General features: G+C 72.3%; 21 protein-coding genes. 9 read left to right on the top strand and 12 right to left on the bottom strand.

Features of this window, described 5'->3' with window-relative positions; genetic code table 11:
* Window positions 1–121 precede the first annotated feature (121 nt).
* The 6 genes from BLT76_RS19660 to BLT76_RS19635 all read right to left on the bottom strand — a co-directional run bounded on the left by BLT76_RS19660 (window position 122) and on the right by BLT76_RS19635 (window position 8,336).
* On the bottom strand, window positions 122–1,111 hold the full coding sequence (locus tag BLT76_RS19660) for an ABC transporter substrate-binding protein (protein ID WP_090859985.1): 990 nt from the start codon (window positions 1,109–1,111) through the stop codon (window positions 122–124).
* Window positions 1,112–1,146: 35 nt separating this feature from the next.
* Complete coding sequence (locus BLT76_RS19655; protein ID WP_090859983.1) at window positions 1,147–3,213, bottom strand: ABC transporter permease subunit; 2,067 nt, start codon at window positions 3,211–3,213, stop codon at window positions 1,147–1,149.
* Entirely contained in the window at window positions 3,210–4,256 is a 1,047-nt protein-coding gene (locus tag BLT76_RS19650) for a quaternary amine ABC transporter ATP-binding protein (RefSeq protein WP_090859981.1), read from the bottom strand. Before BLT76_RS19650 ends, BLT76_RS19655 begins: the two co-directional genes overlap by 4 nt.
* The gene (betA, locus tag BLT76_RS19645; RefSeq protein WP_090859979.1) at window positions 4,253–5,968 is read right to left on the bottom strand and encodes a choline dehydrogenase; all 1,716 of its coding nucleotides are present in this window, start codon (window positions 5,966–5,968) and stop codon (window positions 4,253–4,255) included. The genes BLT76_RS19650 and betA overlap by 4 nt, the downstream gene beginning before the upstream one ends.
* On the bottom strand, window positions 5,968–7,467 hold the full coding sequence (locus BLT76_RS19640) for an aldehyde dehydrogenase family protein (RefSeq protein WP_090859977.1): 1,500 nt from the start codon (window positions 7,465–7,467) through the stop codon (window positions 5,968–5,970). The genes betA and BLT76_RS19640 overlap by 1 nt, the downstream gene beginning before the upstream one ends.
* Window positions 7,468–7,577: 110 nt before the next feature.
* Window positions 7,578–8,336, bottom strand: a complete 759-nt coding sequence (locus BLT76_RS19635) for an IclR family transcriptional regulator (RefSeq protein WP_090860027.1) — start codon at window positions 8,334–8,336, stop codon at window positions 7,578–7,580.
* Window positions 8,337–8,395: 59 nt separating this feature from the next.
* On the opposite strand from BLT76_RS19635, the gene purU reads away from it, so the two are divergent.
* Window positions 8,396–9,253, top strand: coding sequence for a formyltetrahydrofolate deformylase (gene purU, locus BLT76_RS19630; protein WP_090859975.1), 858 nt, complete (start codon window positions 8,396–8,398; stop codon window positions 9,251–9,253).
* A 75-nt stretch (window positions 9,254–9,328) separates the two neighbouring features.
* Here the strand turns inward: purU and BLT76_RS19625 are convergent, their stop codons facing one another.
* Entirely contained in the window at window positions 9,329–9,733 is a 405-nt protein-coding gene (locus BLT76_RS19625) for a YkvA family protein (protein ID WP_090859972.1), read from the bottom strand.
* Between the two features lie 303 nt (window positions 9,734–10,036).
* Between BLT76_RS19625 and BLT76_RS19620 the strand changes: the two genes are divergently transcribed.
* Window positions 10,037–10,342, top strand: a complete 306-nt coding sequence (locus BLT76_RS19620) for a GIY-YIG nuclease family protein (RefSeq protein WP_090859970.1) — start codon at window positions 10,037–10,039, stop codon at window positions 10,340–10,342.
* Between the two features lie 59 nt (window positions 10,343–10,401).
* Here the strand turns inward: BLT76_RS19620 and BLT76_RS19615 are convergent, their stop codons facing one another.
* Genes BLT76_RS19615 through BLT76_RS19605 form a run of 3 tightly spaced genes read right to left on the bottom strand, consistent with a single transcriptional unit; the run spans window position 10,402 to window position 13,060 of the window.
* A complete protein-coding gene (locus BLT76_RS19615) occupies window positions 10,402–11,541 on the bottom strand; it encodes an aromatic ring-hydroxylating oxygenase subunit alpha (RefSeq protein WP_090859968.1) in 1,140 nt (379 codons plus the stop codon).
* Complete coding sequence (locus BLT76_RS19610) at window positions 11,538–12,710, bottom strand: NAD(P)/FAD-dependent oxidoreductase (protein WP_090859966.1); 1,173 nt, start codon at window positions 12,708–12,710, stop codon at window positions 11,538–11,540. The genes BLT76_RS19615 and BLT76_RS19610 overlap by 4 nt, the downstream gene beginning before the upstream one ends.
* Window positions 12,710–13,060, bottom strand: a complete 351-nt coding sequence (locus BLT76_RS19605; RefSeq protein ID WP_090859964.1) for a bifunctional 3-phenylpropionate/cinnamic acid dioxygenase ferredoxin subunit — start codon at window positions 13,058–13,060, stop codon at window positions 12,710–12,712. Before BLT76_RS19605 ends, BLT76_RS19610 begins: the two co-directional genes overlap by 1 nt.
* Before the next feature lie 174 nt (window positions 13,061–13,234).
* Between BLT76_RS19605 and BLT76_RS19600 the strand changes: the two genes are divergently transcribed.
* The 7 genes from BLT76_RS19600 to BLT76_RS26445 all read left to right on the top strand — a co-directional run bounded on the left by BLT76_RS19600 (window position 13,235) and on the right by BLT76_RS26445 (window position 19,430).
* Window positions 13,235–14,044 (top strand): IclR family transcriptional regulator, encoded by an 810-nt coding sequence (locus BLT76_RS19600; protein ID WP_170867158.1) that lies wholly within the window; start codon window positions 13,235–13,237, stop codon window positions 14,042–14,044.
* Window positions 14,045–14,140: 96 nt separating this feature from the next.
* Window positions 14,141–16,006, top strand: a complete 1,866-nt coding sequence (gene dnaK, locus BLT76_RS19595; protein ID WP_090859959.1) for a molecular chaperone DnaK — start codon at window positions 14,141–14,143, stop codon at window positions 16,004–16,006.
* Window positions 16,003–16,551 carry a nucleotide exchange factor GrpE gene (grpE, locus tag BLT76_RS19590; RefSeq protein WP_090859957.1) on the top strand — a complete coding sequence of 183 codons (549 nt, stop codon included), beginning with the start codon at window positions 16,003–16,005 and terminating at the stop codon, window positions 16,549–16,551. Before dnaK ends, grpE begins: the two co-directional genes overlap by 4 nt.
* Window positions 16,552–16,591: 40 nt before the next feature.
* The gene (gene dnaJ / locus BLT76_RS19585; RefSeq protein ID WP_090859955.1) at window positions 16,592–17,791 is read left to right on the top strand and encodes a molecular chaperone DnaJ; all 1,200 of its coding nucleotides are present in this window, start codon (window positions 16,592–16,594) and stop codon (window positions 17,789–17,791) included.
* A gap of 16 nt (window positions 17,792–17,807) precedes the next feature.
* Complete coding sequence (locus BLT76_RS19580; protein ID WP_090859953.1) at window positions 17,808–18,245, top strand: heat shock protein transcriptional repressor HspR; 438 nt, start codon at window positions 17,808–17,810, stop codon at window positions 18,243–18,245.
* 10 nt (window positions 18,246–18,255) lie between these two features.
* A complete protein-coding gene (locus tag BLT76_RS19575; protein ID WP_139175703.1) occupies window positions 18,256–18,720 on the top strand; it encodes a hypothetical protein in 465 nt (154 codons plus the stop codon).
* 26 nt (window positions 18,721–18,746) lie between these two features.
* Window positions 18,747–19,430 carry a GNAT family N-acetyltransferase gene (locus BLT76_RS26445; protein WP_090859949.1) on the top strand — a complete coding sequence of 228 codons (684 nt, stop codon included), beginning with the start codon at window positions 18,747–18,749 and terminating at the stop codon, window positions 19,428–19,430.
* 4 nt (window positions 19,431–19,434) lie between these two features.
* Here the strand turns inward: BLT76_RS26445 and BLT76_RS19565 are convergent, their stop codons facing one another.
* Entirely contained in the window at window positions 19,435–19,899 is a 465-nt protein-coding gene (locus tag BLT76_RS19565) for a DUF5994 family protein (protein ID WP_090859947.1), read from the bottom strand.
* Window positions 19,900–20,040: 141 nt separating this feature from the next.
* Window positions 20,041–20,259, bottom strand: a complete 219-nt coding sequence (locus tag BLT76_RS19560) for a hypothetical protein (RefSeq protein WP_090859945.1) — start codon at window positions 20,257–20,259, stop codon at window positions 20,041–20,043.
* Window positions 20,260–20,270: the final 11 nt, after the last annotated feature.

Genomic DNA, 20,270 nt, shown 5'->3' with positions numbered 1-20,270 from the left:
TGAGCAGGTCGCGCAGCGACCGTGTCGAAACCCCCGCACCCGAGAAGTGGCCTCGATCGAGGTGGTTGGTCGGCCAGACGGGTTTCGAGGCTCCTCCGCTCCTACGTCGCTCCGGAGCACCTCAACCAGCGTTCAGCCAGGCCTCGACCTGGTCGGGGTTCTCGTCGACCCACTTGGCGGCGGCGTCCTCGGCGGACATGCCGTCCTCGGAGATGTACTTGGCGACCAGGTTCTGATCGTCGTTGGTCCACTGGAAGCTCTCGATCAGGCCCACTGCGGGGCTGTCGGACTCCATGAACGACGTGGAGACGATCTTCTTCAGCTCGGTCTCGGGGTAGTCGCAGGCCACAGCCTTGGCGTCGTCCTGGCAGCCGTCGGTGTACTCCGGCAGGCTCACCTTGACCAGCGGGACCTCGGACATGAACCACTGCGGCTCGTAGAAGTAGCCGATCAGCGGCGTCTTGTCCTTCTCGGCCTTCTCGAACGCGGCGATCGAGGCGGCCTCGCTGCCCGAGAAGACCACCTTGAAGTCGAGGTCGAGGTTGTTGACGATCGCCTCGTCGAACTGCACGTACGACGGGTCCGCCCCGAGGAACTGGCCCTTGCCGTCCGACTCCGGCGTCTCGAACAGGTCGGCGTACTTGTTCAGGTTGTTCCAGTCGGTGATGTCCGGGTACTCCTCGGCCATCCACGGCGGGACGTACCAGCCGATGATGCCCACGTTGCCGGTCGGCCCGGCGTCCATCGCACTGCCGTCGCCGCCCTGGTCCTCGAAGTACTGCTTCTCCAGGTCCGGGTGGCCCCAGTCCTCGATGACGACGTCGACCTCGCCGCTGCCGAAGCCCTGCCAGGAGACCTCCTCCTTCAGGTCCTTGTAGGTCACCGAGCAGCCGAGCTCCTCCTGGGCGACGTGGCCGACGACGTACGCGTCGGCCTCGAAGCCGACCCACGGGTTGACGGCCATGTTGAGCTCGCCGCAGTCGCCGGTCTCGGCGGCCTGCGACTCGTTGGCCTCGGTCTCCTTCTCGATGTCACCGCCTCCGCAGGCGCTCAGGACGAGCGCGAGCGTGGCGAGCGACCCGGTGAGGGCGCTGACTCTGGTGGGCTTCACGTTGTTCTTCCTTCTCTCGGGGCTGGCGGGGGCGGTCAGACGAGCGGGCCGCGGCGGGCGAGGCCGGACGAGCGGCCGATCACGAGGGCGGAGCGGACTGACGGTGACGTCGTACGGCGGGCCGCGGCGCGGCGGGTCACCCGGTCGACCATGATCCCGAGCAGGACGATGGTGGCGCCGGCGACCAGGCCCTTGCCGAAGTACTCGCTGCGCGAGAAGCCGAGGACGACGTCGTAGCCGAGCCCGCCGCCGCCGACCAGGCCGCCGATGACGACCATCGACAGGACGTAGAGCAGGCCCTGGTTGGCCGCCAGCACCAGGTGGCTGCGGGCCATCGGCAGCTGGACCTTGGTGATCAGCTGCCACGGCGTCGAGCCCGCGGCGGTCGCCGCCTCGACGGTGGTCGCCGAGACCTGCTTGACCCCGTCGGCGACCAGCTTGATCGCCACGGGGGCGGCGTAGATGACGGCGGCCACGATGGCGGTGAAGCGGCCCGGGCCGAAGAGCGCGAGGACCGGGATCAGGTAGACGAACGCCGGCATCACCTGGGCGGCGTCGAGCACCGGTCGCAGCACCCGGTCGACCATCCGGCGGCGGGCCATCGGGACGCCGACGAGGGCGGCGAGCACCATCACGAAGACGGTGGCGACGAGCACGCTGGTGAAGGTGACCATGGCGTCGTACCAGAGGTCGGTGAGGCGGATCCCGGCCAGGCAGACGAGGGTCGTGAGGGCGGCGACCCGACCGCCGAGCACCAGCGCCACCAGCAGCAGCGCGGTGCCGGTGACGAACCACGGCGAGCTGGCGATCAGGTCCTGCAGCGGATTGATGAAGAGGGTCGTGGTGGTCTCCTGCAGCCAGGTGGTGAGGCCGGAGAAGGTATCGGTGGTCCAGTCAGTGGCCCGCTGCATCGCGTCGGCGACGGTGTCCCCGACGCCGGTGTCGGGGAAGTCGGCGAGCGAGAGGGAGCGCCGCGAGAGGACCACGCAGACCCCGGCGGCGATCGCGGCGACCCCGAGGACGATCCACCGCGTACGCCGGTCCGTGCCGCCGGACCGGGCAAGCACCTCGGACCGCTCGCTCGCGGCGGTGGTGACCCGGTCGAGCATGATCGCGATGACCACGATGGCCAGGCCCGCGGTGAACGCGACGCCGACCTGGTTGGTGCCGGCGGTCAGGGCCCGCAGCACCGGCTTGCCGAGGCCGGGGGAGTTCACGAAGCCGGCGATGACCGACATCGACAGGGCGGCCATCGTGGTCAGGTTGACCCCGACGATGATCGTGCGCCGAGCCATCGGCAGCTGGACCTTGGTCAGCCGCTGCCACGGGGTCTGGCCGAGCGACGTGGTGGCCTCGACGGTCGTCTCCGACACGCCCCGGATGCCCTCGGTGGCCACCCGGATGACCGGCGGCACGGCGTACACGACGGTGACGGCGACGGCGACGGGCGCGCCGAGGCCGAAGAAGAGGGTCGCCGGAGCGAGGTAGACGAACGACGGGAAGGTCTGCATCACGTCGAGGACCGGCGTGATCAGCGCGTAGGCGCGCCGGCTGTTGCCCATCAGCACCGCGACCGGCAGCCCGATCAGCAGGCAGATCGCCACCGACACGAAGGTCACGACCAGGGTGTCCATGCCGTCGTTCCAGTAGCCGAGCAGCCCGACCGTGGCCAGGGCCGCGACGGTCCCGACCGCGTGCTTCCAGCCCGCCACGGCGAGCGCGACCCAACCGGCGATGCCGAGCACGCCGAGCCAGCCGATCTGGGGGACCGGGCGCGGGTAGGCGTCGACCGAGACGAACCGCTGCAGCTGCTCCACGGCGCCGCCGAACAGGTCGGAGACCGCCCCGACGGCCTGCATGAGCAGGTTGTCGTCGCGGCTGGCGATCAGGTCGCGCTTGAGCTGGGTGAACCACTCGTGGACGTCGGTCGAGCCCTGGCCCGGCAGGTAGAGCGTCGCCTTGCCGTGCCCGATCCAGGACGCGACGATCCAGGCGGCCAGGATGCCGAGCAGCCAGGCCCAGCGCGGCACGGGTCCGCGGGTGCGCGGGGCCTCGGGCGGCGCGGGGGCCGACGCGGGGGGACGTTCCAGCGTGGCCGTCATGCAGGGACGCTCTCCTCGGCGACGACGACCCGCAGGATCGCGTCGTCGTCGACGATGCCGACGAGCTCGCCGTCGCGGACCACCTGCACGGGGTGCGCGGAGGAGAGCGCCGCCCGGGCGGCCTGTCGTACGACGACGTCCGGGTCCATGACCGGTCCCTCGAGCGAGTCGGTCGGCTCCGGCGGTCGCATGACGTACTCGAGGGTGAGGACGTGCGAGCGCGGGACGTCGCTGACGAAGTCGCGGACGTAGGCGTCGGCGGGCTGGGCCACGATCTCGGCCGGCGTCCCGACCTGGACCACCTCGCCGTCGCGCATGATGAGGATCCGGTCGCCGAGCTTGAGCGCCTCGTTGAGGTCGTGGGTGATGAACACGGCCGTCTTCTGCAGCTCCGCCTGGAGTCGCACGACCTCGTCCTGCATGTCGCGGCGGATCAGCGGGTCGAGGGCCGAGAACGGCTCGTCGAAGAGCAGGATCGCCGGGTCGTTGGCCAGCGCGCGGGCCAGGCCGACCCGCTGCTGCATCCCGCCGGAGAGCTGATCGGGGTAGGAGTGCTCGTAGCCGGTGAGGCCGACCAGGTCGACCAGCTCCTGGGCCCTGGCCCGGCGTTCGGTCTTCTTCACGCCGCGCACCTCGAGCCCGTAGGCGACGTTGTCGACGACCTGGCGGTGCGGCAGCAGGCCGAAGTGCTGGAAGACCATCGAGACCTTGTGCCGCCGCAGGTCGCGGAGCCGGGCCTCGGAGGCGGAGGTGATGTCCTGGCCGTCGAGCACGACGGTCCCGGCGGTCGGCTCGATCAGCCGGGTCAGGCAGCGCACCAGGGTGGACTTGCCGGAGCCGGAGAGGCCCATCACGACGAACACCTCGCCCGGCGCCACCGTGAACGAGACGTCCTTGACCGCCGCGACGCAGCCGGTGCGCTCCTTCAGCTCGGCGCGGCCGAGCTCGGCGTCGGGCGTGCCGATGATCTTGTCGGCGCGGGCACCGAAGATCTTCCAGAGCCCGTCGACGCGCAGTGCCTGATCCTGGGCTGCCTCGGTCATGCGGACTCCTCGGTGGTGTTGCGCGGGTCGCCCGGCGGGTGCAGTGGCGAGCCGTCTCGGTAGCGGTAGAACGGGACCGCGAGCGGGGCCAGCGGCTCGTTCCCGGCGATCAGGTCGGCGGCCTTCTCGGCGAGCATCATCACGGGGGCGTAGATGTTGCCGTTGGTGACGTAGGGCATCGCCGAGGCGTCGACGACGCGGAGCCCGTCGACGCCGTGGACCCGCAGCGACGCGGGGTCCAGGACGCTGTCCTGGTCGACCCCCATCCGGGCCGTGCAGGACGGGTGCAGGGCGGTCTCGGCGTCCTTCGCGACCCAGTCGAGGATCTCCTGGTCGGTCTCGACACCGGGGCCGGGCGACAGCTCGCCCGCGCTGAAGGCGGCGAAGGCCGGCTGGGCCAGGATGTGCCGCGCGGCCCGGACCATCTCGATCCACTCGCGGCGGTCGGTCTCGGTCGACAGGTAGTTGAAGCGCAGCGCGGGGTGCTCGAAGGGGTCGCGGCTCCTCAGGGTCAGCGAGCCGCGCACGTCGGAGTACATCGGCCCGATGTGCACCTGGTAGCCGTGCTCGGCGGCCGGCTGCGAGCCGTCGTACCGGATGGCGATGGGGAGGAAGTGGAACATCAGGTTGGGGTAGTCGACCAGCTCGTTGGAGCGGATGAAGCCGCCCGCCTCGAAGTGGTTCGACGCCCCGACGCCGCGGCGCAGGAACAGCCACTCCGCGCCGATGCGCGGCTTGTGCCGGTGCTGGAGCCACGGGCCGATCGACACCGGCTGCTTGGACGCGTGCTGGACGTAGACCTCGAGGTGGTCCTGCAGGTGGCGGCCCACGCCGGGCAGGTCGGCGACGACCGGGATGCCGAGCGCCTCCAGCTCCGCGGCCGGGCCGATGCCGGCGAGCAGCAGCAGCTGCGGGGAGTTGATCGCCCCGCCGCAGAGGATCACCTCGCCCGCGGTCACGCTCCGTCGTACGCCGCGGCGGCCGACGCCGCGCACGTAGTCGACGCCGGTCACCCGGCCCCCCGAGGTGCGCAGCCCGCTGACCTGGGCGAGCGTCTCGACGTCGAGGTTGGACCGCTGGCGGACCGGGTGCAGGTAGGCCCGGGCCGCGCTGAGCCGGCGGCCGCGGTGGACGTTGCGGTCGAAGGGCGCGAAGCCCTCCTGGCGGTAGCCGTTGACGTCGTCGGTCAGCGGGTGCCCGGCCTGCTGGACCGCCTCGAAGAACGCGCCGAACAGCGGGCTGGTCGCCGGACCGCGCTCGAGCACCAGGGGACCGGAGCCGCCGCGCCAGTCGTCGGCGCCGGCGAGACAGGTCTCCATCCGCTTGAAGTAGGGCAGGCAGTGGGCGTAGTCCCACTCCTTCATCCCCGCATCGGCCGCCCAGCGCTCGAAGTCGAGCGGGTTGCCGCGCTGGAAGATCATCCCGTTGATCGAGCTCGACCCGCCGAGCACCCTGCCACGCGCGTGGTAGACCCGGCGGCCGTCCATGAACGGCTCCGGCTCCGACTCGTACTTCCAGTCGTAGAGCGGGTTGCCGATCGGGAAGGGCAGCGCCGCCGGCATGTGGATGAACGGGTCCAGCCTCGAGTCGCTTCGGCCCGCCTCCAGCACCAGCACGCTCGTCGTCCCGTCGGCGGACAGCCGGTTGGCCAGCACCGATCCGGCGGAGCCTCCGCCCACGATGACGACGTCGTACGCCGGCTGCCGCGCCATCAGCCCTCCTCGCCGCCGTCGAACCAGGACTGCACGACCGGCTTGACGTTGTGCCAGACGTGCTTGGTCTCGCGGTACTCCTCGAGCCCGGCGCTCCCCAGCTCGCGTCCGATGCCGGACTGCTTGTAGCCGCCCCACTCCGCCTGGGCGACGTACGGGTGGTAGTCGTTGATCCAGACCGTGCCCATCCGCAGCCGGGCCGCGACCCGCTCGGCGCGGCCGGCGTCCTGCGTCCAGACCGCCCCGGCCAGGCCGTAGATGCTGTCGTTGGCCAGTCGTACGGCGGCGTCCTCCGCCTCCTCGGGAGTGCTGCCGCGGAAGGTCTCGACGGTCAGCACCGGGCCGAACGACTCGTCCTGCACGACGCTCATGCCGCTGTGGCAGGCGCCCAGGATCGTCGGGAGGTAGAAGAAGCCGTCGTCGTACGCCGGGCCGCGCGGACGCTCTCCGCCCAGCAGCAGCGTCGCGCCCTCGGCGAGCCCCGCGGCGACGTACGCCTCGACCTTGTCGCGGTGGGCCGCGCTGATCAGTGGGCCGGTCTCGGCCGCCTCGTCGAACGGGCCGCCCAGCCGGATCCGGCCCGCGCGCTCGACCAGCTGCGCGACGAAGTCGTCGTGGATCGACTCCTCGACCAGCAGCCGGGCGCCGGCCGAGCAGACCTGGCCGGAGTGCAGGAAGACCGCGGCCAGGGCCAGGTCGAGCGCGACCTCGAGGTCGGCGTCGGCGAACACGATGTTGGGGTTCTTGCCCCCGAGCTCCAGGGCGATCCGCTTGACGGTGCCGGCCGCCGCGGCCATCACCCGCTTGCCGGTCGCGAGCCCGCCGGTGAAGGAGACCAGGTCGACGCCCGGGTGCTCGGTCAGCGGGGCGCCGACGCCCGGACCGTCGCCGGGCACCAGGTTGGCGACGCCGGACGGCAGCCCGGCCTCGGTCAGCGCGTCCATCAGCCACAGCGCGGTGCTCGGCGTGAGCTCGCTCGGCTTGAGGACGAAGGTGTTGCCGGTGGCCAGGCAGGGGGCGACCTTCCAGGCCGTCTGCAGCAGCGGGTAGTTCCACGGGGTGATCAGCGCGCAGACACCGACCGGCTCGTGCACGACCTTGCTGACGACGTCCGCCCGGCCGGTGTCGACCACCCGGCCGGCGTCCGCACCGGCCAGCCCGGCGAAGTGGCGGAAGACGGTCACGACGTCGGCGACGTCGTACTCGGACTCGACGAGGCGCTTGCCGGTGTCGAGCGACTCGCGCCGGGCCACCTCGGCGACGTCGCGCTCGAGCAGGTCGGCGACGCGGTGCAGCAGGGCACTGCGCTCCGGCGCAGGGGTGCGCGGCCAGGGGCCGTCGTCGAAGGCGCGGCGCGCGGCGGCGACGGCGGCGTCGACGTCGGCCGCCGCACCCTCGCTCAGCCGGCGCACCGGACTGCCGTCGGCGGGGCAGCGGATGTCACGCGTGCCCCCGCCCAGCGCCTCGCGCCAGGCTCCGTCGACGTAGACCTCGGCCACGGTTCACCCCTCGCTAGGTGTTGCGGATAACGCAACAGATGGCATTCTACGCAACTCCGCGTTTCGCTGGAATGACGAAGAAGGAACGTTTCGGCCCTCGGGTGGTCCGGTCACGCGGCCCCCCGCCAGCCCAGGCGTCGCGACACCTCGAGGGCATGCTCGACCACGGCGGTCGTCGCCGCCGCGACCTCCCGCTCAGCGAAACGGAAGGTCGGCCCGGAGACCGAGAAGGACGCCACGACATCGCCGTGGGCGTTGCGGATCGGCGCGGCGACGGCGGTCAGGCCGTGCTCCAGCTCGTCGACGACGACGACGTACCCCTGCTCGCGCACCTCGGCCAGCTGCTTGACCACGGCGCCCACGTCGGTGACCGTCCGGGCCGTGTACGACGCCAGCCGCCGGCCGAGGACCTTGCGCGCCTCCGCGTCGCTCAGGCCGGCCAGCAGCACCTTGCCGTTGGAGGTGGCGTGCAGCGGGATCCGCTGGCCGACCCAGTTGTGCGACTGGACCGCGCCCGCGGTGGCGACCTGGTCGACGTACAGCGCGGCGCCCTCGGAGAGGACGGCGATGTTGACCGTCTCGCCGGTGGCCGCGGCCAGCGACTTGGCGACCGAGCGGGCCTCCTGGACGACGTCGAGGCGGGCGGTCGTCGCGCCGGCCAGGCGCAGGACGCCGATGCCGAGGCGGTACTTGCCGCGCGGGTCGTGCTGCTCGACCAGGTCCCGCTCCTCGAGGGAGTCGATCAGCCGGGAGACGGTGGACTTGTGGACGCCCAGGTGGCCGGCGATCTCGGTCACCCCGGCCTCACCGTCGCGTGCGAGGATGTCGAGGATCATCAACGCCCGGTCGACGGACTGCACGGTGCCCATGCCGTTGCACACTACGCAACGACTTGCGCATGGAGCAACGGCTCCGTCAGTCTTTTCGCATGAGACCAGGCCCGGACCGCTACGTGCTGACGCTGGCGTGCGACAACCACGTCGGGCTGGTGCACGCCGTCGCGGGCTGGGTCGTGGCCCACTGCGGCGACATCACCGACTCCCAGCAGTTCGACAACCCGGTCAACGGCCGGTTCTTCATGCGGGTGGAGTTCAAGGCCTTCGACGTGACCGTCGACGCGCTGCGGAGCTCGTTCCTGTCGGTGGCCCAGGCCCACGGGATGTCGTGGCAGCTGGTGGCCGCGGCGGCGCCGTACCGGACGCTGCTGATGGTCTCCCGCTTTGGGCACTGCCTCAACGACCTGCTCTTCCGGCACAGCACCGGCGCGCTGAACGTCGACATCGCGGGCGTCGTCTCCAACCACCGCGACTTCGAGCGGCTGACCTCGACGTACGACATCCCCTTCCACCACCTGCCCGTCACGCCCGACACCAAGGCGGCGGCGGAGGAGCAGCTGCTGGACCTGGTGGGCTCCGAGCGGATCGACCTGGTGGTGCTGGCGCGCTACATGCAGGTGATCTCCGACGAGACCTGCGCCAAGCTCGACGGCCGGATCATCAACATCCACCACTCGTTCCTGCCGAGCTTCAAGGGCGCCAAGCCCTACCACCAGGCCCACGACCGCGGCGTGAAGCTGATCGGCGCCACCGCCCACTACGTGACGGCGGACCTCGACGAGGGCCCGATCATCGAGCAGGACGTGATCCGCATCGACCACCGCACCACCCCCGAGGAGATGGTGCAGGCCGGCCGCGACGTCGAGGCCCGCGTCCTCGCCCAGGCCGTCCGCTGGCACACCGAGTCCCGCCTCCTCCTCGACCGCTCCCGCGTCGTCGTGTTCGACTGAGGAGGACGCGTCAGCGGACTCCTCGTCGGTGGTCGAGCGAGCGACCCGCGTGTCGAGACCCATCCGGTGTCGAGGTCAGATCCGCCCCAGACGTCGTACGACGAGCAGCCCCGAGGACGTGCCCGGCCAGTGCCGGTCCAGCGCCTCCGGCCCCGCGCGCCGGGTCACCGAGCGCAGGACCAGCGCGACGACGATCGCGTCGTCGGCGTACCCGACCACCGGGATGAAGTCCGGCACCAGGTCGACCGGCAGGAGCAGGTAGCCCAGCAGCAGCCACAGCCGCACCCGCACACCCCGCGGGAGGGTCGGGTCCGCCGCCAGTCGGCGCAGCAGCCGGATGACGTCGGGCAGCAGGCGCAGCAGGTCCTGCCAGGTCGTCGGGTCGCCCGTCCGGCGGCCGGCGACGTACAGGGCCGCGACCAGGGCGGCCCACACCAGCGCGAGGCCGCCCACGACCCCGATCGCCAGCTGCCACGCCATGCGGAGATCCCACCACGTCCCTCCCGCCGGTGGTCGATCAGGTCGCGCAGTGACCGTTGTCGAGATCCGGTGACCTGGGAGGTGTGGGTGGTCACCGTCGCTGGTGGGCTGCGGGGGTTTCGACACGCTCACCCGCTAGCGCGGCTTCGCTGCTCAACCACCGGTGCAACCGGTGGTTGAGCAGGTCGCGCTAGCGACCGTGTCGAAACCCCCGCACCCGAGAGGCGACAGTGACCACCGCGCTTGTCCACAGGTCGACGAGCGCTGCTGTCGTCGAAGGGGCAGGCGGACGAGCATGCACCCATGGCTTGGACCTACATCCTCCAGTGCGCCGACGGCAGCTACTACGTCGGCAGCACCGTCGACCTCGACGGGCGGGTGAGTGCGCACAACCTCGGGCTGGGAGCGTCGTACACGGCACTGCGACGCAGGCGTCCGGTGACGCTCGTGTGGGCGGCCGAGTTCGGGCGGGTGGAGGACGCGTTCGCCTACGAGAAGCAGGTGCAGGGGTGGAGCCGCGCGAAGCGGAGGGCCTTGATCGAGGGGCGGTACGACGCGCTGCCGGAGCTGGCGCGGGGCTCCTGGCGGCGGGGGCCAGTGGATGACTGAAGGTCGCTTGCTGGCTGCGGGGGTTTCGACACGCTCACCCGCTAGCGCGGCTTCGCTGCTCAACCACCGGTGGGGGTCAGCTTGTGGGTGACCCACTCGTGGAACTCGGAGATGTGGTGCTCGGAGGGGACGAGGACGCCGCCGGCGGCGTACAGCTTGGAGGACATGGCGGGCTGGGTGCGCTCGCAGGCCTCGAAGTCCTGCTGGTTGACGCGATGGAAGAGCTCGACGGAGGCGGTCACGTCGCGGCCGGACTCGACCACGTCGGGGAGATAGAGCCAGTCGCACTCGACGACCGTCCGGTCGGCGGCCATGGGGTACATGCGGTGGAAGATCACGTGGTCGGGGACCAGGTTGACGAAGACCTGCGGCTTGACGGTGATCGCGTAGTACTTGCGGTCACGGTCCTCCTCGAGACCCGGGATCACGCCGAAGCCCTCGGAGCCGTCGATGGTGAAGCCCGAGACGTCCTCGCCGAACTCGGCGCCGTGGTTGACGAAGTACTGCGCGGCGAGGCCGTCGGCGAACTCCGGCAGCACCTCGGTCAGCTCGGGGTGGATCGTCGCGCAGTGGTAGCACTCCATGAAGTTCTCGACGATGAGCTTCCAGTTGGCCGCCACGTCGTAGACGATCCGGCGGCCGACGGAGAGGTTCGCGACGTCGTACCCGGCGATGTTGTCGAGGGTGCCCAGCCGGTCGACGACCTCCTGCTGGACGGTCGCCTCGAACGACGGCGGGGCGTCGGCGAGCGAGACCCAGACGTAGCCCAGCCAGGTCCGCACGTGGACCCGGCGCAGGCCGTACTCGACCCGGTCGATGTCGGGCATCTTCGTCAGGTTGGGCGCGGCGATCAGCTTGCCGTCGAAGTCGTAGGTCCAGGCGTGGTAGGGGCACTGGAACGACCGCGCGCGCTCGCCGGCGTCCTCGGTGCAGATCCGCGCGCCGCGGTGGCGACAGACGTTGTAGAAGGCCCGCACCTCGCCCCGGCGGGACCGGCTGATCAGGATCGACTCGCGACCGACCTGGACGGTGCGGAACGAGCCCGGCTTCGGCAGGTCGCTCTCGCGGGCCGCACAGAACCACATGTCCTCGAAGATCCGCTCGCACTCGGCGTCGAAGACCGCCGGATCGACGTACGCCGAGCCGGGCAGCGTCGGGATCAGGCTGGACCCGGTGACCGGCTCCTCGGTGGTGGTCATGCGAACTCCTGGACGGGCGTCGAGAGCTGTCGGCGGATCCGGCCGAACAGGCGGGGCTGGTTCATCCCGAGTACGGCGACCGGCGTCTCGCCGCGCCGGTAGACGGCCAGCACGTCGCCGGTCTCGGGCGCGCCCGCCTCGATCGTGACGGTCTCGTCGCCGAGCCGGCGGCCCGCGAACTGGACCTGCACGCCGTACTGCTCGCTCCAGAAGTACGGCGCCGGCAGCGGGTCGTCGACGGGTCCGCCCAGGAGGGCGGCCACGGTGCGGGCGGGACGCTGGAGCGAGTCGGTCCAGTGCTCGATCCGGCGGCGGCCGGCGTACGACGGGTCGTGCCAGGCGGCGACGTCGCCGACGGCCCAGATCCCGGGCGCGTCCGTGCTGCCGGCGGCGTCGCAGGCGACCCCGCCCGCCTCGATCGTCAGCCCGGAGCCGGCCAGCCAGTCGGTCGCGGCGACCGAGCCGACGCCGACCACGACCACGTCGGCGGGCAGCACGCGACCGTCGGTGAGGACCACGCCCGACACCCGGTCGCGCCCGGCGAGGCCGGCGACGGGCACGCCGGTGAGCAGCGGGACCCCGTGGGCGTCGTGCAGGCGGGCGACCATCGCGCCGACCTCGACGCCGAGCGGGCCGGCCAGCGGGGAGGGCGCGGCCTCGACCAGGGTGACGTCGAGCCCGAGGCCGCGGGCCGTCGAGGCGATCTCGGCGCCCACGAACCCGGCGCCCACCAGCACCAGCCGGGCGCCGGGGAGCAGCTCGGACCGCAGGGCCAGCGCGTCGTCGAGGGTGCGCAGGGTGTGCACGCCGGCCAGTGGCGGACCGGGCAGCCGCCGGGCGTGCGAGCCGGTGGCGACGACCACGGCGTCACCCGGGACGAGGGTGCCGGAGGCCAGGGTCACCGTGCGGGTCCCGGGGTCGAGCGCGACGGCCCGCTCGCCGAGTCGCCAGTCGAGGGCGAGGTCGTCGTCGGTCTCCAGCGACAGGTCGTCGACCGAGAGGGTGCCGGCCACGAAGCCCTTGGACAGCGGCGGCCGGTCGTAGGGCCGGTGCGGCTCGTCGCCGATCACGGTGACGTCGCCGTCGTACCCGGCGGCGCGCAGCGCGCGGGCCGTGGCCAGCCCGGCCAGGGAGGCGCCGACGACCACCACCCGGCGCGGGTCGGTCATCAGGACGCCTCGTAGGTGACGCCCGGAGGCAGGTGGGGGACGGCGTCGGAGAGCGCGACCCAGACCTCGCCGTCGCGGACCTCGACGGCGTGCGCGCGGACCGGCAGCTTGGCGGGTGGTGCGTCGACCGCCCCCGTGCGGAGGTCGAAGCGGGAGGCGTGCAGGGGGCACTCGACCCAGCAGTCCTCGAGCCACCCGTCGGCCAGCGAGGCGTCCTGGTGGGTGCAGGTGTCGTCGATCGCGAGCACCTCGTCGTCCTCGGTCCGGAAGACGGCGATCGGCGGGCTGACCGAGTCGATCCGCAGGCCCTCGCCCACCGGGACGTCGGCCAGGGCGCACACGTGCTGCATGGCTCGAGCGTGCGGCCGGGATCCGGGCGCTGTCAACGAGAACAACCAGATCCGTTGGACGATTTCACGCGGACGAAACAGGGCGGTGCGCACCGTGGTTGACCTGGGCAAACAGTCTCGGACCGGGATTCTCGGTAGTTCCACTATATGGAACTACTGATCTACCATGTGGGCATGAGCGGCACCCAGTCCGTCGACCGCGCCGCGGACCTGCTCCGCCTCGTCGTGCAGGCCGAGGCGGCCCCGTCGTACTCCGAGCTGGTCGCGTCGAGCGGCCTGGCCCGCTCGACCGTCTCGCGGCTGCTCGGCGCGCTGGAGCGGGGCGGCCTGGTCGAGCGGGAGGGGGCGGGCTACCGCGGCGGTCGGCTGTTCGCCGACTACGCGGCCCGCTTCGACCGGGTCGAGGAGCTGGTCCGGGTCGCCCACGTCCACCTCGAGGACGTCGCGACGGCGACCGGCGAGACGGTGAACCTGGCGATCGCCCGGGGCAGCCGGGTGGTCCACGTCGACCAGGTCGACGCCCGCTACGTCCTCGGCTCGGTGAGCTGGGTGGGGGTGGAGGTGCCGAGCCACTGCTCGGCGCTCGGCAAGGTGCTGCTCGCCTGGGGCGCGGTACGACGACCCGCCGGCCGGCTCGAGGTCCGCACACCGCGGTCGGTGGCCACCCACGCCGACCTCGACGCCGAGCTCGACCGCACCCGGGAGCGCGGTCACGCGCTCACCCGCGGCGAGCTCGAGGAGGGCCTCGACGGCGTCGCCGTCCCCGTGCGCGGGGTGGAGGGGGCGGTCGTCGCGGCGCTGGGCGTCTCCGGCCCGACCTTCCGGATCGGGGAGCGCCGCCCCGAGGTGGCTGCGCTGCTGCGGACCACCGCGGCGGCCGTCGAGCGCGACCTGCGCGCCCGGCGTCGGTTCCTGGCGAAGAATCCGGTCGGGGATGGGAACAACCCGGCCGATCCCTCCGTTGGACCCAGTGAGCAAACTTGAGTTCACGAGACTCAACTTGTTTGCTCGACACGGCGAGGCCTTGCAAGATGGTCCGCTGAGTCTTCCCCGCAGTCTTCACACGGAGGTATCGAGAACATGGCACGTGCGGTCGGCATCGACCTCGGGACGACGAACAGCGTCGTCTCGGTCCTGGAGGGCGGCGAGCCCACCGTCATCGCGAACGCCGAGGGCGCTCGCACGACCCCGTCGGTCGTCGCCTTCGCCAAGTCGGGCGAGGTGCTCGTCGGCGAGGTGGCCAAGCGTCAGGCGGTCACCAACGTCGACCGGACCATCCGCTCCGTCAAGCGCCACATGGGCACCGACTGGAAGCAGAAGATCGACGACAAGGACTTCACCCCCCAGCAGATCAGCGCCTTCGTGCTGCAGAAGCTGAAGCGGGACGCGGAGGCCTACCTCGGCGAGACGGTCACCGACGCGGTGATCACCGTCCCGGCGTACTTCTCCGACGCCCAGCGCCAGGCCACCAAGGAGGCCGGCGAGATCGCGGGCCTCAACGTGAGCCGGATCGTCAACGAGCCGACCGCGGCCGCGCTGGCCTACGGCCTCGACAAGGGCGACGACCAGACCATCCTCGTCTTCGACCTCGGTGGCGGCACGTTCGACGTGTCCCTGCTCGAGATCGGCGAGGGCGTCGTCGAGGTGAAGGCCACCTCCGGTGACAACCACCTCGGTGGCGACGACTGGGACGCCCGGGTCGTCGACTGGATGATCAAGAAGTTCAAGGACAACAACGGCGTCGACCTCGGCGCCGATAAGATCGCCAAGCAGCGCCTCCAGGAGGCCGCGGAGAAGGCGAAGATCGAGCTGTCGTCGTCCTCCGAGACGACGATCCACCTGCCCTACATCACCCACGGCGAGTCGGGCCCGCTGCACTTCGAGGAGAAGCTCACCCGCAGCGAGTTCCAGAAGCTCACCGCGGACCTGCTCGACCGCACCAAGGCGCCGTTCCAGAGCGTGCTGAAGGACGGCGGCGTCGCGGTCTCCGCGATCGACCACGTCGTCCTGGTCGGCGGCTCCACCCGGATGCCGGCCGTGACCGAGGTCGTCAAGGAGCTGCTCGGCGGCAAGGAGCCCAACAAGGGCGTCAACCCCGACGAGGTCGTCGCCGTCGGCGCCGCGCTGCAGGCCGGTGTCCTCAAGGGCGAGGTCAAGGACGTGCTGCTCCTCGACGTCACCCCGCTGTCCCTCGGCATCGAGACCAAGGGCGGCGTGATGACCACGCTGATCGAGCGCAACACCACGATCCCGACCAAGCGGTCCGAGATCTTCACGACCGCCGACGACAACCAGCCGTCGGTCGAGATCAAGGTCGCCCAGGGCGAGCGCCAGATGTGGGGCCAGAACCAGCCCCTCGGCAACTTCGAGCTGACGGGCCTCCCGCCGGCCCCGCGCGGCGTGCCGAAGATCGAGGTCACCTTCGACATCGACGCCAACGGCATCGTCCAGGTCCACGCCAAGGACCAGGCCTCCGGCAAGGAGCAGTCGATGACGATCTCCGGCGGCTCCGCGCTGTCGAAGGACGACATCGACCGGATGGTCAAGGAGGCGGAGCAGTACGCCGAGGAGGACGCCCAGCGTCGCGCGGCGATCGAGACCCGCAACCAGGCCGACCAGCTCGTCTACACGACCGAGAAGTTCCTGGCCGACAACGCCGAGAAGATCCCGGAGGACGTCAAGACCGAGGTCCAGGCCGACGTCGACGCGCTGAAGGCGACCCTGGAGAACGCCGAGGCCTCGGCCGAGGAGCTCCAGGCCGGCGTGAGCAAGCTGGGCGAGTCGAGCCAGAAGATGGGCGCGGCCATGTACGCCGCGGCCGAGGCCGACTCCGCCGCGGCCGGCGGGGCGACCGGGGCGACCGGCGAGTCCGACGACGACGTCGTGGACGCCGAGATCGTCGACGAGACCCCGGCGGACGACACCACGGACGGTGAGCAGAAGTGACCGACTCGTCCCCGGACGAGTCGGTCACCCCCGAGCCGGAGGAGCAGGAGTCTGCTCCTCCGGCCGAGGGCCCGGCCGAGCCGGCTGAGCCCGAGGACGAGCTGGCCGTCGCGCAGCGCCACCTGGCGGAGCGCACCGACGACCTCCAGCGGCTGCAGGCCGAGTTCGTCAACTACAAGCGCCGGGTCGAGCGCGACCGCGACCTGATCAAGCAGAACGCGACGTACGCCGCGCTCGCGCCGATCACCGAGGTGCTCGACACGATCGACCGCGCGCGGGAGCACGCGCCGCTCGAGGACGGCTTCAAGACCGTCGCCGAGCAGCTCGAACGCACCGTGGCGGCCGCCGGCCTGACCAAGTACGGCGCTCCCGGCGACGCCTTCGACCCGAGCCTGCACGAGGCGCTCAGCCACGTGGGCGAGGACCCGGAGGTCGAGGTGACCACCTGCAAGGTGATCGCCAAGGCCGGCTACCGGATCGGCGACCGCGTCGTGCGCGCGGCGCAGGTGCTGGTGGTCGACCCGCCCGCCGGGCCGACGGCCTGAGCGGGAGCGGCATGACGACACGAGGAGAGGGGGTGCGCGGATGAGCGACGACTTCCGGGCCGACTGGGCCCAGAAGGACTTCTACGCCGAGCTGGGCGTCAAGAAGGACGCCACGGCCGACGAGATCAAGAAGGCCTACCGCCGGCTGGCGCGCGCCAACCACCCCGACTCCAACCCGGGCGACACCGCCAAGCACGACAAGTTCAAGCAGGTCGCCGAGGCCTACGACGTCGTGGGCGACCCGGCCAAGCGCGCCAAGTACGACGAGTTCCGCTCGTCGTACGCCTCGGGCTCGGGGGGCTACCGCTACAGCGGTGGCGGCCCCGGGTTCGGCGGCGCCGGCACCGGCTTCAACCTCGACGACCTGCTCCGCGAGCGGGCCGGCGGGGCGCCGGGCGGTGCCTCCGGGGGCGGGTTCGGCGACATGTTCGGCGACCTCTTCGGGGGCGGCGGACGGCGCCAGCAGTCGCGCCGGGTCAAGAAGGGCCCCGACGTCGAGAGCACCGCGACGATCAGCTTCAACGACTCCCTCGAGGGCGTCACGATCGCGCTGCGGCTGACCTCCGACTCGGCCTGCACGGAGTGCAACGGCACCGGCGGCAAGCCCGGCACCAAGCCGCACGTCTGCCCGGAGTGCGAGGGGGCGGGCTACGTCGTCGCGTCGGTCGGCGGTGGGTTCTCGATGAACGAGACCTGCCCGACCTGCGGCGGTCGGCAGCTGGTCTACGACGACCCCTGCCCGGTCTGCCACGGCTCGGGGCGCGGCACCTCCGCGCGCACCATCCAGGCCCGGATCCCCGCGGGGGTCAAGGACGGGCAGCGGATCCGGCTGCGCGGCAAGGGCGGGGCCGGCGAGAACGGCGGTCCGGCGGGCGACCTCTACGTCACCGTCAAGGTCGGCCAGCACCGGGTCTTCAACCGCAAGGACGACAACCTCACCATCGACGTGCCCGTCTCCTTCGACGAGCTCGCGCTGGGCGCCGAGGTGAAGATCCCCACCCTGGGCGGCTCGCCGGTCACCCTGAAGATCCCGGCCGGCACCCCCAACGGGCGCACCTTCCGGGTGCGCGGCAAGGGGGCCAAGAAGGCCGACGGCACCACCGGTGACCTGCTGGCCACGGTCAACGTGCACGTCCCGGCCAACCTGCACGACCGGGCGCGGGCGGCCGTCGAGGCCTACCGCGACGCGATGGCCGGCACCCCGCTGCGCGCGAACCTCTTCGACCAGGCGGGGTCGTGATCCACGGGAGCAGGCGATGAGGCCCCGGCCGCCCTTCGAGGCGCCGGGGCCCGACGCCGCCGTCTTCGTGATCAGCGTGGCCGCGGAGCTCAGCGGGCTGCACCCGCAGACGCTGCGCACCTACGAGCGGATGGGCCTGATCACGCCCGGCCGCACCGGCGGCGGCGGTCGCCGCTACTCCCACCGCGACGTCGAGCGGCTCCGCGAGATCGCCGACCTGACGTCCTCCGGCATCGGCATCGAGGGCGTACGACGCATCCTCGACCTCGAGAACCGGATGGCCGCGCTGGCCTCCCGCAACGCCGAGCTCGTCGCCGAGCTCGAGGCCACCCGCGAGGCGCTGCGCCAGGCGCTCGCGGCCCGTCGTACGGACGCGCCGCCGAGCCGGCTGCCCGTGCTCCGCTCGCCCGACCCCGGCCAGTCGCTGGTGGTCTGGCGCCGCGGACGTCCCTGAGGAACCGTCCGTGACCGGCGCGCGTCCACCACGCATGCGCCGCCCGCTGCTCGTCCTGCTCCTGGCCCTGCTCGGGCTCGCGGTCGCGCCGTACCCCTCGCCGCCGGCCGTCGCGTCGTGCGCGGCGCCGTACCTCGACCTGCCGGCCGAGCCGACCCTCACCCGCGGTGCCGACAGCACGGTCGAGGGCCGGGCCTTCGTCGACGGCTGCCGCGACACGATGAGCTGCTCGGGGCTGCCCGGCTGCGAGTCGTGCGAGTCCGACGGACCGCCGGAGCGACCGCTCCGCGACGTCCGGCTGGAGCTGGTGCAGGGCGATCGGACGTGGCCGCTCGGCACCGCCGATGCCGGGACCGCGGCGGACGACCGGCTGGGCCAGGTCACCTGGACCTTCACGCTGCCGGCCGACGTGCGACCCGGACCGGCGGTCCTGCAGGTCGACGGCGAGGAGCAGGCGGAGGTCGTGGTCGGCTGACGTCCGGGGCCTGGCAGGCTTCCTCCGTGACCGACGTCCTCGACCTCCCGGTGGCGGAGTCGCTGCGCGACCGCCACACCCACCTGGCCCGGCACCGGGGCCGCGTGAGCGGCTACCGCCCGGAGGTCGCCTCGTTCCTGACCCTGCCGCTCGACCCCACCCCCGACGACTGGGCCGACCTGGCCGCGCTCGTGGGGCCGGGCGAGGTGGCCGACCTCTACAGCCTGCCGGTCGTCGCGCCCGCCGGCTGGGAGCCGGTCTTCCACCTGCCGGGGCTGCAGCTGGTCGCCGGGCCGCTGGCCGCGCTCGGCGCCGGCCCCGAGGTGGTCGAGCTCGGCGCGGCCGACGTACCCGAGATGCTGGAGCTGGCCGCTCGCACCCGCCCCGGCCCGTTCTGGGCGGAGACCCCGTCGATGGGCCGGTACGTCGGGGTCCGCGACGCCGGCGTGCTCGTCGCCATGGCGGGGGAGCGGCTGAGCCCGCCCGGCTGGACCGAGGTCAGCGCGGTCTGCACCGCCCCCGAGGCCCGCGGGCGCGGGCTGGCGGCCCGGCTGGTGACCGCCGTCGCCGACGGCATCCGCGCCCGTGGCGACGGCGTCTTCCTGCACGTCGTCTCGGCCAACACCACCGCGCTCGGCGTCTACGAGCGGCTCGGGTTCACCGTGCGCCGCGAGGTGGTCTTCCACGGCTACCGGGTGCCGACGGCCTGACCGGTCAGCTCCAGTGGTCCCGCGGGTCGACGTCCGGGTGCTCGGTCACCGTGCGCAGCACGTCGGCGGCGGGACGGTCGTTGCCCCGGCTGGACGCGGCCAGCAGCGCCTCGTCGCCCTGCCCCGGCGTGAGCCCGGGCGGTACGACGAGCAGCCGCAGCACCCGCCGGTCGGAGGTGGCCGTCGTGAGCAGCACCAGGTGGGTGTCGTCGCGCGGGAACGCGCCCGTCTTCACCCAGCCGCCCGCGACCTGCACCCGCCGCGGCGGGCTCTCCCAGTCCGGCGGCGAGTAGAGCACGCGCACGATCCGCGGCCGGCCCTCCGGGAAGTGGTCGACCAGGTCGGCCAGCTCGACGGCCAGGTCGCGGCTCTGCGGCCACCACCCGCCGTCGAGGGTGTCGCGACTGCTCTCGTCGGCGAGGGCCACGCGGAGCGGCACGCGGGTGGTGGTGGTGGTGGACGTCGTCATGACGGTCGCGCCTCTCGACCGGAACGCGCGCCCGGCGGGCGCAGCCTCGACGGTCTGTTCCTGCCAGCGTACGCCGGTCGTCGCCGGGGCCGCTGCCGCAGCCTGTCCCCCCGCCGCAAGTTGCGTGGTTGCGACGTGGCGTCAGCGCAGCGGCGCGACGACCGTGCGGCTCGCGCCGTCGCGGGTGATCTCGAACCGGACGCCCGCGGCCTGCTCGATCCAGTCCCGCACATCGTCGAGGTCGATCCCGGCGGCCTCGGCGACGGCGGTGTCGGCGACCGGCGCGCCGGTCTCCTCCCACAGCCGTTCGGCGGCGGCCCAGACGAGCTCGCCCTGCGCGGTCTCGCGGTCCCGGGTCATGCCGCCCCGGT

The organism is Nocardioides lianchengensis (assembly GCF_900101465.1).
In the GTDB taxonomy this organism is placed as follows: Bacteria; Actinomycetota; Actinomycetes; order Propionibacteriales; family Nocardioidaceae; genus Nocardioides; species Nocardioides lianchengensis.
This window is presented reverse-complemented; position numbering and strand designations above follow the sequence as displayed.

Excerpts from the sequence above, each read along its gene's own strand:
- dnaJ (WP_090859955.1), top strand. The coding sequence starts at position 16,592 with ATGAGCGACGACTTCCGGGCCGACTGGGCCCAGAAGGACTTCTACGCC.
- dnaK (WP_090859959.1), top strand. The coding sequence starts at position 14,141 with ATGGCACGTGCGGTCGGCATCGACCTCGGGACGACGAACAGCGTCGTC.
- BLT76_RS19600 (WP_170867158.1), top strand. The coding sequence starts at position 13,235 with ATGAGCGGCACCCAGTCCGTCGACCGCGCCGCGGACCTGCTCCGCCTC.
- BLT76_RS19615 (WP_090859968.1), bottom strand. The coding sequence starts at position 11,541 with ATGACCACCACCGAGGAGCCGGTCACCGGGTCCAGCCTGATCCCGACG.
- BLT76_RS19605 (WP_090859964.1), bottom strand. The coding sequence starts at position 13,060 with ATGCAGCACGTGTGCGCCCTGGCCGACGTCCCGGTGGGCGAGGGCCTG.
- BLT76_RS19620 (WP_090859970.1), top strand. The coding sequence starts at position 10,037 with ATGGCTTGGACCTACATCCTCCAGTGCGCCGACGGCAGCTACTACGTC.
- BLT76_RS19655 (WP_090859983.1), bottom strand. The coding sequence starts at position 3,213 with ATGACGGCCACGCTGGAACGTCCCCCCGCGTCGGCCCCCGCGCCGCCC.
- BLT76_RS19635 (WP_090860027.1), bottom strand. The coding sequence starts at position 8,336 with ATGGGCACCGTGCAGTCCGTCGACCGGGCGTTGATGATCCTCGACATC.
- BLT76_RS19560 (WP_090859945.1), bottom strand. The coding sequence starts at position 20,259 with ATGACCCGGGACCGCGAGACCGCGCAGGGCGAGCTCGTCTGGGCCGCC.
- BLT76_RS19580 (WP_090859953.1), top strand. The coding sequence starts at position 17,808 with ATGAGGCCCCGGCCGCCCTTCGAGGCGCCGGGGCCCGACGCCGCCGTC.
- purU (WP_090859975.1), top strand. The coding sequence starts at position 8,396 with ATGAGACCAGGCCCGGACCGCTACGTGCTGACGCTGGCGTGCGACAAC.
- BLT76_RS19565 (WP_090859947.1), bottom strand. The coding sequence starts at position 19,899 with ATGACGACGTCCACCACCACCACCACCCGCGTGCCGCTCCGCGTGGCC.
- BLT76_RS19625 (WP_090859972.1), bottom strand. The coding sequence starts at position 9,733 with ATGGCGTGGCAGCTGGCGATCGGGGTCGTGGGCGGCCTCGCGCTGGTG.
- betA (WP_090859979.1), bottom strand. The coding sequence starts at position 5,968 with ATGGCGCGGCAGCCGGCGTACGACGTCGTCATCGTGGGCGGAGGCTCC.
- BLT76_RS19650 (WP_090859981.1), bottom strand. The coding sequence starts at position 4,256 with ATGACCGAGGCAGCCCAGGATCAGGCACTGCGCGTCGACGGGCTCTGG.
- BLT76_RS19610 (WP_090859966.1), bottom strand. The coding sequence starts at position 12,710 with ATGACCGACCCGCGCCGGGTGGTGGTCGTCGGCGCCTCCCTGGCCGGG.